The sequence below is a fragment of the Streptomyces sp. NPDC003016 genome, from assembly GCF_053591455.1.
The window spans coordinates 99,468-112,773 of the sequence record NZ_JBSFTV010000024.1; the positions used below are offsets into that span (position 1 = coordinate 99,468).

The 13,306-nt window shown below is 69.8% G+C and carries 9 protein-coding genes and 2 pseudogenes; 4 read left to right on the forward strand and 7 right to left on the reverse strand.

All coding sequences use genetic code 11. From position 1 onward, the window contains the following. Positions 1 to 59 precede the first annotated feature (59 nt). A pseudogene (locus ACWDZ4_RS21480) lies at positions 60 to 896 on the reverse strand (GNAT family N-acetyltransferase); the annotation flags it as partial. Positions 897 to 1,497: 601 nt separating this feature from the next. Here ACWDZ4_RS21480 and ACWDZ4_RS21485 point away from each other — a divergent pair. Together ACWDZ4_RS21485 and ACWDZ4_RS21490 are read left to right on the forward strand one after the other, a co-directional pair. Then, positions 1,498 to 2,244 (forward strand): thioesterase II family protein, encoded by a 747-nt coding sequence (locus ACWDZ4_RS21485; protein WP_451510033.1) that lies wholly within the window; start codon positions 1,498 to 1,500, stop codon positions 2,242 to 2,244. A gap of 207 nt (positions 2,245 to 2,451) precedes the next feature. Then, positions 2,452 to 3,696: pseudogene (locus tag ACWDZ4_RS21490) on the forward strand (amidase); the annotation flags it as partial. An 82-nt stretch (positions 3,697 to 3,778) separates the two neighbouring features. Here ACWDZ4_RS21490 and ACWDZ4_RS21495 read toward each other — a convergent pair. The 6 genes from ACWDZ4_RS21495 to ACWDZ4_RS21520 all read right to left on the reverse strand — a co-directional run bounded on the left by ACWDZ4_RS21495 (position 3,779) and on the right by ACWDZ4_RS21520 (position 10,652). Next, positions 3,779 to 4,480: a 4'-phosphopantetheinyl transferase family protein gene (locus ACWDZ4_RS21495; RefSeq protein WP_451510034.1), complete on the reverse strand. Its 702-nt coding sequence runs from the start codon at positions 4,478 to 4,480 to the stop codon at positions 3,779 to 3,781. Positions 4,481 to 4,503: 23 nt separating this feature from the next. Continuing rightward, positions 4,504 to 5,340 carry a metallophosphoesterase family protein gene (locus ACWDZ4_RS21500; protein ID WP_451510009.1) on the reverse strand — a complete coding sequence of 279 codons (837 nt, stop codon included), beginning with the start codon at positions 5,338 to 5,340 and terminating at the stop codon, positions 4,504 to 4,506. Between the two features lie 512 nt (positions 5,341 to 5,852). Beyond that, positions 5,853 to 6,380, reverse strand: a complete 528-nt coding sequence (locus ACWDZ4_RS21505) for a GNAT family N-acetyltransferase (protein WP_451510010.1) — start codon at positions 6,378 to 6,380, stop codon at positions 5,853 to 5,855. A gap of 305 nt (positions 6,381 to 6,685) precedes the next feature. Next, entirely contained in the window at positions 6,686 to 8,002 is a 1,317-nt protein-coding gene (locus ACWDZ4_RS21510; RefSeq protein ID WP_451510011.1) for a DUF6271 family protein, read from the reverse strand. Then, positions 7,984 to 9,048, reverse strand: coding sequence for a phytanoyl-CoA dioxygenase family protein (locus ACWDZ4_RS21515; protein ID WP_451510012.1), 1,065 nt, complete (start codon positions 9,046 to 9,048; stop codon positions 7,984 to 7,986). Before ACWDZ4_RS21515 ends, ACWDZ4_RS21510 begins: the two co-directional genes overlap by 19 nt. 89 nt (positions 9,049 to 9,137) lie before the next feature. After that, the gene (locus tag ACWDZ4_RS21520) at positions 9,138 to 10,652 is read right to left on the reverse strand and encodes a glycoside hydrolase family 3 protein (protein ID WP_451510013.1); all 1,515 of its coding nucleotides are present in this window, start codon (positions 10,650 to 10,652) and stop codon (positions 9,138 to 9,140) included. Positions 10,653 to 10,917: 265 nt separating this feature from the next. Between ACWDZ4_RS21520 and ACWDZ4_RS21525 the strand changes: the two genes are divergently transcribed. Together ACWDZ4_RS21525 and ACWDZ4_RS21530 are read left to right on the forward strand one after the other, a co-directional pair. Next, positions 10,918 to 12,315 carry an MFS transporter gene (locus ACWDZ4_RS21525; RefSeq protein WP_451510014.1) on the forward strand — a complete coding sequence of 466 codons (1,398 nt, stop codon included), beginning with the start codon at positions 10,918 to 10,920 and terminating at the stop codon, positions 12,313 to 12,315. After that, complete coding sequence (locus ACWDZ4_RS21530) at positions 12,302 to 13,297, forward strand: zinc-dependent alcohol dehydrogenase (protein WP_451510015.1); 996 nt, start codon at positions 12,302 to 12,304, stop codon at positions 13,295 to 13,297. The genes ACWDZ4_RS21525 and ACWDZ4_RS21530 overlap by 14 nt, the downstream gene beginning before the upstream one ends. The last annotated feature ends 9 nt before the right edge of the window (positions 13,298 to 13,306 follow it).

Genomic DNA, 13,306 nt, shown 5'->3' on the forward strand with positions numbered 1-13,306 from the left:
AGATACGCAACGATCCGTGCGCCGGTGTTGTGCTCGAAGAAGAAGAGCGATTCGAGTTGAACGCCGAACCGGGTCTTTATCCTGTCCTGGAGATCAAGCAGACCCGCGGAATCGATTCCCAGCTCGAAGAGCGGACTCTCCAGCGGGTTCGCGATTCCCTCGTATGCGTCGGATCCGCCGAGTATCTCGTCGATCAACTCCAGGACTTCGCAGCGGAGTTGACTGGTCCCGGGGATATCGACGGACAGCGCCGGGGCACCCTGCGACAGCTGCCGGACCCGCTCCCGACGGCGGGGGAGATCGTAGGCCACGAGAACACCGTTGCCTCCGTTGACGAGATCACCGGGGCGATATCCCGGAACGAGACGGCGAACCTCTGCCCCGTGCAGCTGGTGCATGCGCAATACGGTGTCGAGGCAACGCCCTTGCTCGTTCGTCGCCCGAATGTACTCATGCAGTTCGAACTCCGGATGCCGCTTGAAGTCACGGCACCGCGTCACTCCCACCGCCGTCTCGGCGCCCCCGGTGTCGTGGCACCACGTCAGCAGGTGTTCCAGCAGCGTGTCGCCGAATCCCGAACTCTGCTCGCGGGGGTCGATGTTCAGCGAGAGCACATGCGCGACCGCGCCGTCAGGCCGGTGGAGCCGGTCGGCGGTATCGAATCGCACGGAGAGCAGGTCGTCCGCACGGCCGATGCGCTGGGAGTAGACGACACCCCGGACGACACCTTCGGACTCGACGACGAACTGCCCCACGGGGTGAGCGAAAAGGCGCTGCCTGATGACCTGTTCGGATACCCGGAGACCCTCGGCCCAGCAGAGGCTTTCCAGCTCCATGAGCCGGGGCATGTCGGAGAGACGAGCGCCACGGACGGCGCCCTTGCGATTCTTGAACATGAGTGAGTCCGACCCGCCCCCCGCGCCCGGCACTTCGCAGTGACCGGACGACCGTCTTTCCCGCCCCTGAAGGCCGTACCGATTGATCCGCGCGAGCGGGCCCGAGGCCAAGTGCCGGGCGGCTCGTCTCCCCTGCTCCGCGCTCCCCTGTCACCGATGTGACGAGCCGGAGCTCCGAACGGAACCCGGTCGCGAACTGGAAGAAAGCTTGCAGGCGCAAGCGAACAAAAGAAGCATAACCGGTGGTTGGGATTGATCTTGAAACTTCCCCGTGATCCTGGACACCTTCCGTCACGCGGCGAGGGTGCGGTCCGCTTCCGTTCCCCGGTGGCGCCGACGGGTCTCGCGAGGGGTGGGGCGGCCCCACCCCGGGGCCTCGGCCGGGCCAAGCCCCCTGCGCACGGCCTCCGTGCCGGAGGCGTGTGTTCCGTGGGCGGAGTACGTGTTCGGACGAAGGCCGCTTCGCTGCACGCCGGACACCGCACCGTGCGATCAAGTTCAACGCATCATTTGATATCGGATGTTAAAGAACAAGTTAGGGTAGCCGTCGCTCCAGTAAGGGCTTGTACGACGAGGGGGAAGAACTGTGGCTGGACTGCCCATGAGCGGCGACTGGATCCGCCGGTTCCACCCGGCGCCGGAGGCGAGCACCCGCCTGGTCTGCTTCCCGCACGCCGGTGGGTCGGCCACGTTCTACTTCCCCGTCTCCCGGGCGATGTCCCCCGGCGTCGACGTTCTGGCGGTGCAGTATCCGGGCCGACAGGACCGCATGAACGAGCCGGGTATAGACGACATTCCGACCCTGGCCGACCGGATCACCGAGGAGCTCGTGCGCTGGGCGGACCGGCCGCTGACCCTGTTCGGCCACAGCATGGGAGCGACGATAGCCTTCGAGGTCGCGCGGCGGCTCGAAGCCCGGGGCATCGTGCCGCTGGGGCTGTTCGCGTCCGGGCGCAGGGCGCCCTCGCGCCATCGTGGCGAGCGGGTCCATCTGCTCGACGACGACGGGCTCGTCAGGGAGTTGCGGCGGCTGAGCGGCACCGACGCGGAGGTGCTCGCCGACGAGGCGATCCTGCGCATGGTCCTGCCGGCCATGCGCAGCGACTACCGTGCCATCGAAATGTACCGCTACGCGCCGGGACCTCCGCTCAACTGCCCGGTCATCGCCTTGACGGCCGACGACGATCCCCTGGTGGACGTGGCTGACGCCAGGGCGTGGGCGCAGCACACGGTCGCCCCGTTCCGCATCCGGGTCTTCACCGGCGGGCACTTCTTCGTCAGTGCCCACGCGGAGAGCGTCGTGGGGGAGATCACCAGGCACGTCGAGGCCGCGACGGCGCGGCGCTGACCACGCGCCGGCAACGAGGGCAAGGAGCTGGGACCACTGGAACTCCACGAGTACGCGTTCTTCGACGCGGTCGGTCTGCGGAAGCTGATCCGGGACGGGGAGGTGACCGCGGCCGAGGTGGAGCAGGTGGCACGGCTCGCGCTGGAGCGGGCCGACGCCGATCTCAACGCGCTGACCCGGCCGTTGTTCGACCCGTCCCTGGCCCATGAGCCCGACGGACCGCTGGGCGGGGTCCCCTTCGTCATCAAGGACAGCGGCCCCTTCGCCCAGGGAGTGCCGTTCACGCTCGGCAGCCGCAGCATCAACGGTGCCTACGCGGTGGTCGACCACGACCTGATGGCCCGGTTCCGTGCCGCGGGTCTGGCGGCACTCGGGCAGAGCACCGCGCCGGAGTTCGGGCTGAGCTTCGCGACCGAGTCGGTGCGCTACGGCCCCACCCGCAACCCCTGGGACCTCGAGCGCGGCGTGGGCGGGTCGAGCGGTGGCGCGGCCGCGCTCGTCGCCGCGGGCGCGGTACCGCTGGCGCACGCCAACGACGCGGGCGGCTCCATTCGCGTCCCGGCCTCCTCCTGCGGTCTCGTCGGCCTCAAGCCGAGTCTCGGGCGCACCCCGTGCGGACCGCTGAGCGGTGAGGTCGCCTTCGGGCAGCTTGTGGAGTTCGCGGTGACCCGTACCGTGCGGGACACGGCGCATCTGCTGGACGCGGTCTGCGCGCCCGCGGTCGGCGACAAGTACCAGGCGCCGCCGCCGGTGCGCCCGTACGCCGAGGTCATCCGTACCGATCCGGGACGGCTGCGGGTGGCACTCACCACCTCGGCGTGGACGGGCGGGCCGGTGGACGCCCAGGTGGCGGAGACCACGGTGACCGTCGGCAAGGTGCTGGAGTGGATCGGCCACACGGTGACCGAGACAGGGCTGGACGTCGATGGCGAGGCGGTCGTCGAGGCCGCCATGCTCACCGCCGTCACCACAGGTGGCGCGGTGCTGAGGGGCGCGCCCCGCCGGCCCGACGCCTCGTCGCTGGAAGCGGTGTCGCGTCGTGTGCTCGCCGAGACCGAGGCGTTCACCATGCTGGACGTCATGAAGGCGATGGAGGCCCAGCACCGGGTGACCCGGCCCGTGGGCCGGTTCTTCCAGGAGTACGACCTGCTGGTCACGCCGACGCTGGCCCGGCTGCCCGCTCCGCACAGCACCCTGGACTACGACGCTCCCCACCCTTCGGTGCGCTCCTGGCTGAGCCGCATCTTCACGCACGGGCCGTTCACCGCCACGTTCAACGTGTCGGGGAACCCGGCCGTCAGCCTGCCTCTCGGCCAGAGCGTGGAGGGTCTGCCCATCGGGGTGCAGCTCGTCGCGGCGCACGGCCGGGAGGACCTTCTCCTCCAAGTGGCCGCGCAGTTGGAGCAGGCCGTGCCGTGGAAGGACCGCCAACCGCCGGTGTACGTCGGCTGACACCCGGGGCGGCCGGGCGGGAGCGTGCCGTGAGCGGGGGCGGGAGCTTCGGCCCCGCCCCGTCAGGGGTCGGAGCGCGGAGTCAGGAGAGCGGACCTCGCCCGCGGACGACGACCGCGGTGGCCAGATGGCCGGGGCCCTCACCGGCCAAGCTGTGCCACCGCCCCTCGAAGCGGTCGATCCGCTTCCCGGAGACGACCGGTCCGGGGACCTTGAGGGTTCCTGTGAAGGTTCCCCGGTCCGGATCAGGCTCGATCACGCACTCGCTGAAGTCCAGCCAGCGGCCGGTCAGCGGGTACCACGCCTTGAAGACGCTCTCCTTGGCGCTGAACAGCAGCCTGTCCCAGGCGATCGCGGGCTCGGCCGCGACGAGCCGTTCGAGGATGCCGCGCTCCTCGGGCAGCACCACCAGTTCCGCCACACCGTCGGGCACGGGGGCGTTCGGTTCGGCGTCCACGCCCACCGAGGCGACCGCCGAACGCCGGGCCACCGCCGCGGCGCGGTATCCGTCGCAGTGCGTCATGCTTCCGACCACGCCGTCGGGCCACTTCGGCGCGCGGTGCGCCCACGGCGGACCTTCCCGGGCGGGCAGGATCGGCCCGGGTGCCACGCCGAGCCGGGCCAGCGCGATGCGCGCGCACCGCCGTACGGTCGCGAACTCCCGCCGTCGTGCCTCGACGGCGCCGGCCACGACCTCGGCCTCCTGCGGGAACAGCACGACGTCCGGTGGGTCGGTGAACAGCTCACTGACCATCACGTCGTCGGGGAGCAACCGGGTGAGCAGCCCGCGCCGGCCGAGAGCGTCGGTCACCGCCACCTCCCCGGTCCGGGGAGTATGCGGCAGAGTCCGGCGGGCGCGACCGGCCGGCTGCGCCACTCGCGCGGGTAACCGAGCGACACCTCGCGGTGGGGCACCCCGTCGCACTCGATCGTGCGCGGGATGTGCAGATGCCCGTAGACGACGGTGGTCGCGCGGTACCGCACGTGCCAGTCGGCCGTGGCCTCGGTGCCGCACCACAGCGCGAACTCCGGGTAGTGCAGGACGCGGGTGGGCTCGCGCACCAGCGGGAAGTGGTTGACGAGCACGGTGGGCAGTGCGGGGTCGATCCGGTCCAGCCGCGAGCGAGTGTAGGCCAGGCGCGCCCGGCACCACGCCTCACGGCTGGGGTACGGGTCGGGGTGCAGCAGGTACTCGTCGGTGGCGACCACGCCCGCCTCATGGGCGACGGCGAGCGCCCCTTCCTTGGTGTACGTGCCTTCGGGCCGGAACGTGTAGTCGTACAGCACGAACAGCGGCGCGATCACGACCGGCCCGTCAGCGCCCTGCCACACCGGGTAGGGGTCCTCGGGCGTGACCACTCCGAGGCCGCGCAGGGTCTGGACCAGGTGCAGGTAGCGCTCCTCGCCACGGAACTGGACCGGGTCGTTCGGCGGGGTCCACAGTTCGTGGTTGCCGGGGGTCCAGATGACCTTGGCGAAGCGGTCGTTCAGTGTCCCGAGCGCCCACACGATGTCGTCGAAGGTCTCCGCGACGTCTCCGGCGACCACCAGCCAGTCGTCGTCCGACTCCGGTCGCAGACCTTCGACGATGTCGCGGTTCTCGGCGTAGCGGACATGAAGGTCGCTGATGGCGAACAGACTCATCTCAGCGCCCTCCCCGCACCGTGACGGCCGAGCTGCCCGTCCTCGTACACACCGCTTCCCCGTCCATGTCTCCTGCGCACGCTGCCGCTGCACAGCCCTGCCCCTGCGTCCCGCCCCGCGACGCGGGACGGCACACGATCTCCCCACTCTACGTGTCCCGGTCCCAGAGGCCCGGGGCGCGTGGCGCCAGGGCCGGCGAGGGCTCCGCGCGGCGCCGTCAGGAGTGTCCGCAGGGGCGCGGCGCCCGTCCGGCCGGCACCTTCGTCCGGCCCGTCTCCCTCTCCCCCGCCCTCGCCTCGGTCGGGGACGGGGCGGGGGCGGTCGCCCTGCCGATGCCGAATCCCGGCGCGCTGGGCACAGGTGTCACCGCATCGCAGAGGGGCCGCGGCCAGGAGGGCCTGGCGGCCGGCCGGCAGGCGCCGCCGCCGGGTCCCGGTCTCCTGGCGGACACGGTGGTCCTGGCCGAGAACGCGTCGGTCAGGAGCTTCGCCGTTCCGTACAGCCTTTCACCGTCAGCACCTCGACGCACCGTCAGGTTGGAGAAGGCGCACCGCCTTGGACATGTACACCGCGTTTGTGCCATAACTCTTCGGCAGGCTGACCTCGCGGTGGGCATCGAATCCGTTGGCCGACCAGAAGGCGTCGCTTCCCCCAACCGATATCAAGGACATCCGCTCATACATTTTCGACCTGGCCGTTGCCGTCAGATGGCGTACGAGACGTTTTGCCAGACCCCTGCCACGGAACTTTTCGGCGACGGCCAGATCGTGCAGATGCAGGTTTCGCGAGTGAAACGTGGTCTCTTCCGCCCGGGTCAGATCCGGATATTGGAACGTCGGGTAGGGCAGCGCCAGCGAGTAGCCGACTATCTGCTGCTCGAAATCCAGCACAAAGCAGGTGTCCGGTGAGGCGTGAGCCCTGGACTCCAGCGCTTCCCGTTCCTCCGACAGCTCACTTTCGATGTAGATGCTGGCTTCCAGCGCCACGATCCCGTCCCAGTCGCCTTCGGAGATGTGCCGTATATTCACATCCTGGCCCATCTACGCAAGACCTTCCGGGCGTTCGCCGTTCATCCCTGCGTACGGGAGCGGGCCGAGGCCGTCGAGTCCCTGTGCCATGCGGCTGGTGGCGTAGGCGCCGCAGGAGAGTATCCGGACCGGATCTCCCGGTGCGGCCGTCTTGGACATGTGGACGGGACCGCGCTCGCGCCGGGCTTTCCTTGCGCATCGGACGGATGTCCCGGGCAGCTCCCGCATCAATGATGCGTATCGCCCTTCGGTTCTCGCGGGATCGAAGAACACCTGGTCCTCGGAAGCGGCTGTCAGGGTGGCGCGCATGTGCGTATTCACCTCCATGGCCGGTGGTGGACGTCCATGGCCCTGCTCGCCCGCATCAGCGGTTCCCACGCTTCCGTCAGGAGCGCGAAGTCCTCGATGTCCTCCTGGACTTCCTGGAGCAGTCGCCTGCCGCGTGACGCCAGGATGTCGGCGAACTCGGCGTACCTGCCTCCCAGCTTTCGGTAGGATCGGTCGAGGACGTCCAGCCGGTGTACGTTCTCTCCCCGGTCCAACCGGGTGCTTTCCCTGGCGAATTCGACGATCGCGGAAGCTCGGACGCGATGCTGATCGTCGAGCAGCGACTCGCCGGCCATCGCCATCCTGTCGTAGATGAAATTGAAATAGAGCATCGACAGGAAGAACTTCGTCAATCGCAGCTGGTAGGCCATGAACCCGGGGTCGGTTCTCCGCTCAGCCGTGTAAAAATTCACGATGTTCCGGTTGTGCAGGACGCCGGGTAATTTGGCGTCGTGTATCAGGTGCATGAGGAAGTAGTCACTGCCGATGGTGTCGGTGGCCGGTGGCAGGGGAACGAGCTCGTACACCTCGTGATGGAAACTGATGTTGCACATGTCCACCCGCATGGGGTCGACGGTGGTCAGTACTGAGTGGTCCTCGACGAACGTGTCGGTGCCGGCTCCCCTGAAGGACTCGTCGACCAGCTGCCTCTTCTTCTCCTCCGGCCACTGCCCGGGAGCCCACAGGCTGACGATGTCGTAGTAGATCTCGCGGTCGAGCTGCTGGACCTCACCGATGTCCACGGACAGCTCACCGACGAAGGAGCTGCCCACCAACGTCACTGGCCTGTGCGCCTGTTCCGGATCCAGCTCGGTCCCGGACACGGCGCTTGCCGCGTCGGCGGCTCTTCTCCCGAGTGACATGAGCTCATGGTGAATGGGGAAGACAGGCTCACCGTTCAGGAGCTGATAGCTGCTGTCCGAGTCCCTGCGGTGTACCGACCGGCACCCGAGCGCGCTGCCGATCAAGAACGCCCGGTTGGTGCAGGCACCGTAGGAGACGTCGGCCGGGAGCATGAGATCGAGCAGCAGGTCCGGCTTGGCGACGCCGGCCCGGTGGATCACTTGCCGCAGAAAATTCCGCTGCTGCGCTTCGCCGAGGTGATGAACCCTCACGTTCGGCGCCCTCTGCTCCTCGCTGACGGTCTTGGCGTGCTCCGCGAACGCGTACGCGTCGGAGGAGTCAAGGATCAGCAGGTGCACCTCGACGTCGAAGTTCTTCGCCGCGTAATCCGCCTCGTCACCCATCGCCGATATCGTGTCGGCGCATGCCCGGTTCGTGGGGAGAGTCAGACAGATTCTGTGCATGCCAGCTCTCCGGTCGTCCCTTCGAGTTCTTTCCCGCTCCAGGACGCGAGCCCCAGCAGCTTTGCACCGAGGTCGTTCAGGGTGGCCCTGCCGTACCTGAGGGACTCGTGCTTCGTCGCGTCGCCGACCAGCGTCTTGTTCCAGTCCGGTGTCCTGAGCCGGCGCCACGAGTCGACCCTGGACCGTCTCATCTCCTGGTGCGACTCCAGAGCGGGCATCATGGAGAGGTACTGGACCGCCCGCACACCGTTCTCCGAGGTGTTGCGTTCCACCCCGTGCGCCAGCAGACCGTTCCAGATCAGCAGGTCGCCGGCCTTGAGTTCCGGCCGGACCACGGGAAACTCCGTCCGGTCGGCCTCGGGCCGGACCGGATCACGGTCCGCCGGCTGGAATGCCTTCCACTGGTCGAACGTGCGGAACAGTTCGGGCGAGCACTGGAAACCGCCGTGGTCCGGCTGCGTGTCATTCAGCGCGATGATCCCCTGGACTCTCTGGGGTGGCACGCCGAGTGTGCTGTCGACATCCCAGTGGAGCTCGATGTCGAAGCCTCTGTCCGTGGGCGCGATGAGCGCGCGATCGCGGTCCTTGATGTTGGGCGGGTTGAGGTTGAGCCGGTCCAGGGTGACCCACAGCTCTTCGCAGTCCCACACATCGACGAACGCGTCATAGACTCGCCGCGTCTGACGGCTGTCCCATATGAGCTGGTGGTGGTACGCCTCGACGAATCCGTAGACGTGCAGATCTCTTTCCAGATCCGACCGGAACCGCCGTTCCGAGTACCAGCTGTCCGGCCTGGCGGGGTCGAGGCCCTGGAAGTCCCAGGTGAACTCCAGCAGGCGTTCCGCCGCCGCGGCGGGGATCGCCTGCTTCACGATGACGTAGCCGTAGGTCTGCCAGAAGGCGAAGTCCTGTTCGGACAGCACTCGGAGCGGTCGTGACTTCCGGAGGTCTCGCAACGGTTTCTGCGCCAGGTACGACTCACCGTCGGAGCTGAAGTAGGGGATGTCCGAAGAGGCTCGATGCAGATAGGGGTCAGGCGTCGGCATGCAATCATTCCCAGGCTCGGATGTGCTGCGGCTGAGCGGGTCAACCGCGTGATACGGGTGAGGGGCGGCCGTGCGGCGGCCCCCTCCGGTCAGACGGCGCCGACCAGCACCTCGGCGGCGGCGATGCCGGAGACGCGGGTCGCGCCGTGCGTGGCCAGGTGCACGGCTCCGGGGCGGTCGCCCGCGGGGACGCCCATCTCGACGACCAGCGCGTCGGGGCGGCGGCGTACGAGGACGGCCAGGGCCTGCGACATCCAGCGGTAGCGGGCCGCGTCGCGGACGACGACCACCAGCGCGCGGCCGGTGGCGGGCGCCAGCGCGACCCGGTCCAACAGGCCCTCGGCGTCCGAGAGTTCGGATTCACCGATGCGTACGGACGTGGTGCCGGGACGCAGGTCTCGCAGCGGGCCGGCCACGCCCCAGGGGGTGCCGCCGTCGATGGCGAGATTCATCACCGGGGACAGTTCGACGACGTGCGGGTCGCCCACAAGGGGCAGTTCGGTGCCGGCGTCCGGGTTCCGGTGCACCCGGACCGCGCGCCGGGCCGCCACCAGGCCGATGTCGGAGGCGTTCTCGTCGGGCTTGGCGTTGCGGGCGAGCTCGGCGGACCAGGTGGCGAACTCGCCCACCCGGGAGGCGGCTTCGGCGAGGCGCGCCTCGGGCAGGGTGCCGTCCAGGACGCCGCGCACGAGCGCGTCGGCCAGCTCCTGGGTGGTGGACTCCTCGGCGCTCTCGCCGCCGACGCACACCGCGTCGGCGCCGCCGGCCACCGCCTTGACGGTCGCACCCGCGATGCCGTAGCGGCCGGAGACGGCGCCCATCTCGATGCCGTCCGTGACGACCAGGCCGGTGAAGCCGAGTTCGCCGCGGAGCAGGTCGTTGATGATCGGGTGGCTGAGTGTGGCCGGCAGCTCGTCGTCGTACGCCGGGATGAGCATGTGGGCGGTCATCACCGTGCGTACGCCCGCTTCCATGGCGGCGACGAACGGCGGCAGGGCGGTCCTGGCGATCTCGGCGGCGTCGGCCGTCGCCCGCGGAAGACTGTGGTGGGAGTCGACGTTGGTGTCGCCGTGGCCGGGGAAGTGCTTGACGCAGGCGGCGACGCCGGCTGACTGCAGACCGCGGATCCAGGCCGCGGTGTGGCGGGAGACGACGTCGGTGCGCGCGCCGAAGGAGCGGACGCCGATCACCGGGTTCAGCGGGTTGGAGTTCACGTCGGCGCTGGGCGCGTAGTTCAGCGAGACACCGACGTCGCGCAGCGCGCGGCCGATGTCGCGGGCGACCTGTTCGGTGAGGTCGGTGTCGTCGATGGCGCCCAGGGCGAGGTTGCCGGGCCGGGAGGCTCCGGTGCGCGCCTCGATGCGGGTCACGTCGCCGGCCTCCTCGTCGATGGCGATGACGAGGTCGGGGTTCTCGGCACGCAGCGACGCGGTGAGCGCGGCCACCTGTTCGGGGCTGACGATGTTGCGGCCGAACAGGACGACGGAGGCGAGACCTTCGGCGATCCTGCGGCGCACCCAGTCCGGTGCGGTGGTTCCCACGAATCCCGGCTGGAGTACGGAGTGGGCCAGCCGCATGAGTTCCGGGTGGCTGTTCTCTGCCATGAGGGTCCTCCGAGAGGGGCGGGGTGCGGGGCCGATGGTTCGGAAGACCGCGACAGCATTGGTATAGGCCAGAACGGATGTTGGCCTATACCAATCTGGGATGTCAAGGAGTGTCCGCGATGCGATTCATGCCGAAATGGGCGCGCCAGAAAGCGAGTTGGCGGAGCCGCGACCTCGATTGACGCGCCGGGCAGCCTGTGCAAACCTCCCGGTGATCCATTTCTGGCGACGGGGGGACGACCATGCATGCCGCCACGGGGACGCCATGACCACAACGGCCGCGCCGGGGGTGTTCTCCCGCCCCTACCGGGCCTGCACGCTCGCGGTGGGCAGCACGTTCGTCCTGGTCGCGTTCGCCGGCCTGGCGCTGAGTACGGTCATGCCCATCGCCGTCCAGGACCTCGGCGGACTCGGCCTGTACGCCCTCGCGTTCGGCGGTTTCCTCACGACCGGCATCGTGGGAACCGTACTCGCGGGCGGCTGGGCCGACCGGCGCGGTCCCGCGCCCGCCCTGTGTGCGGGGCTGCTGTGCTTCTCCGGCGGCGCGCTGCTGTCCGGGACCGCGGCCTCCACCCTGCCCTTCCTGCTGGGGCGGTACGTCCAGGGGCTCGGCGGCGGTGCGGTGACCGTGGCACTGTATGTGGTGGTCGGCCGCTTCTACCCACCGGAGCTGCGGCCGCGCATGTTCTCGCTGATCACCGCGTGCTGGATCGTTCCGTCCATGGTGGGCCCGCCGGTCGCCGGGGCCGTCGTCCAAAGCCTGTCGTGGCACTGGGTGTTCCACGGCATCGCGCTCCTCGGGGTGCTCGCGCTGGCGCTGCTCGCGCGGCCGCTGGGGCGCCTGCGGCCGGACGGCGCCGGGGAGAGCCCCGGGGGCGGGCAGACGAGCGGGCTGCGGGTCGTGCCCGCGCTGGCGGTGGCCCTCGGGGCCGGCCTGCTGCAGTACGCGGGGGCGCAGTCGGTCCCGTACCGCATGGCCGCGGCCGCCACCGGGCTGGTTCTGCTGGCCGCCGGTCTGCGGCCGTTGCTGCCCGCGGGCACCCTGAGCGCGCGGCGTGGCATCCCGTCGCTGGTGCTGCTGCGCGGCGTCTCGGCGGGCGCGTACTTCACCATCGAGACCTACATCCCGCTGATGCTGGTGAACGAACGGCAGTGGTCACCGGGGATGGCGGGCATGTCGCTCACCGGGGCGGCGCTCACCTGGTTCGCCGCCTCCTGGCTGCAGGGCCGTCCCCGGCTGCCGTGGCCGCGCGAGCGGGCCGTCCTCATCGGCGCACTGATCCACGGCGCGGGCGCGGCCCTGGTCCTGAGCGGCACGCTGCGGGCGATGCCCGCCGTGACCGTCGCCGTCGGCCTCGCCGTCGCCGGCTTCGGAATGGGGCTGCTGCTCCCCGGTGTCGGGGTCCTCACTCTCGAACACTCGCCCACGGACCGACAGGGCCGGAACTCGGCCTCGTTGCAACTGTCCGACAGTCTGTCCAGCGTGCTGCTCGTCGGCCTGTGCGGGGCGCTGTTCAACGCGGCGCACGTGCGCGCGGGACAGGACACGGCGGCCTTCGCCGCCGTGTTCGCCACCGCCCTCGCGGTGGCCGCCGCGGCCGGCCCGATCGCGCGCAGAATCACGCTGCCGCACACGGAGGAGAAGAACCATGCGACGGTATGAGCTCGTCGGCAGGCGTGACATCCGCCTGGCCACCGACGCCCCGGTGCCGGTTCCCGGCCCCCTGGAGGTGCTGGTGCGGGTGCGGGCCTGCACCGTCTGCAACCGCAGCGACCTCGCGTACTACCACTACTACGGGGAGCGCGACCACTGCGCCCAGGGTTGCTACGGCCATGAGATCGCCGGCGTGGTCGAGGCGGTCGGACCGGGCGTGACCCGTGTCGCACCGGGGCAGCGCGTCTTTGTCCGTACGCCGCTGACCACCGGTTACGCCGAGTTCGCCCTGGCCCGCGAGATATCCGTGGGCGCGCTGCCCGACGCGGTGCCCTTCGAGCAGGGCGCGATCCTGCAGCTGCTGCCGCTGGCCGTGCACGCCACCCGCGGTGTGCGGCTCGGTGACCGGGTCGCCGTCCTCGGCCAGGGCCCGGTCGGCCTCATGGCGCTGCGCATGGCGGCGCTGCGCGGGGCCTCTCACATCACCGCGGTCGACCTCGACGACTGGCGCCTCCAGCGGTCGGCCCGGTCCGGCGCGGACGCCACGCGCCGGGTCGACGGCAGTATGGAGCAACTCCTCGGGACAGGAGCGGAGTTCGATGTGGCGATCGATGCCGTGGGCACGCCGACGACGCTCAACGCCGGTGTGGGGCTCGTACGGCAGAACGGGCTCGTGGTCATGCTCGGCACCCACCACGTCGACACCCGGGTCACCGTCGACCTGGTGGCCTGGGAGCGCAAGGGGCTGCGGGTGCACAGCTCCGCCGAGCCCCTCGACACCGCACGCGCGCAGGCGCTCCAGGCCGCCGAACGGCTGGCTCTCACCAGGGAGTTGTTCCTTCCCCAGCTGCTGACGCACACGTACGCCCTGGAGGAGCTGCCCCGGGCGATGGAGCAGTTGTCGGCGAGCCGCGCACTGTACCCGGACGCCGGGCCGGCCCCGTACGACGGCCCGCCGCGCGAGACGCTGAAGGTGGCGATCGTGCCGTGAGGCGTCGTC

What these genes read in the sequence shown, in the direction of transcription:
- ACWDZ4_RS21485 (WP_451510033.1), top strand. Translation starts at nt 1,498, where the DNA reads ATGAGCGGCGACTGGATCCGCCGGTTCCACCCGGCGCCGGAGGCGAGC.
- ACWDZ4_RS21500 (WP_451510009.1), bottom strand. Translation starts at nt 5,340, where the DNA reads ATGAGTCTGTTCGCCATCAGCGACCTTCATGTCCGCTACGCCGAGAAC.
- ACWDZ4_RS21505 (WP_451510010.1), bottom strand. Translation starts at nt 6,380, where the DNA reads ATGGGCCAGGATGTGAATATACGGCACATCTCCGAAGGCGACTGGGAC.
- ACWDZ4_RS21510 (WP_451510011.1), bottom strand. Translation starts at nt 8,002, where the DNA reads ATGCACAGAATCTGTCTGACTCTCCCCACGAACCGGGCATGCGCCGAC.
- ACWDZ4_RS21515 (WP_451510012.1), bottom strand. Translation starts at nt 9,048, where the DNA reads ATGCCGACGCCTGACCCCTATCTGCATCGAGCCTCTTCGGACATCCCC.
- ACWDZ4_RS21520 (WP_451510013.1), bottom strand. Translation starts at nt 10,652, where the DNA reads ATGGCAGAGAACAGCCACCCGGAACTCATGCGGCTGGCCCACTCCGTA.
- ACWDZ4_RS21525 (WP_451510014.1), top strand. Translation starts at nt 10,918, where the DNA reads ATGACCACAACGGCCGCGCCGGGGGTGTTCTCCCGCCCCTACCGGGCC.
- ACWDZ4_RS21530 (WP_451510015.1), top strand. Translation starts at nt 12,302, where the DNA reads ATGCGACGGTATGAGCTCGTCGGCAGGCGTGACATCCGCCTGGCCACC.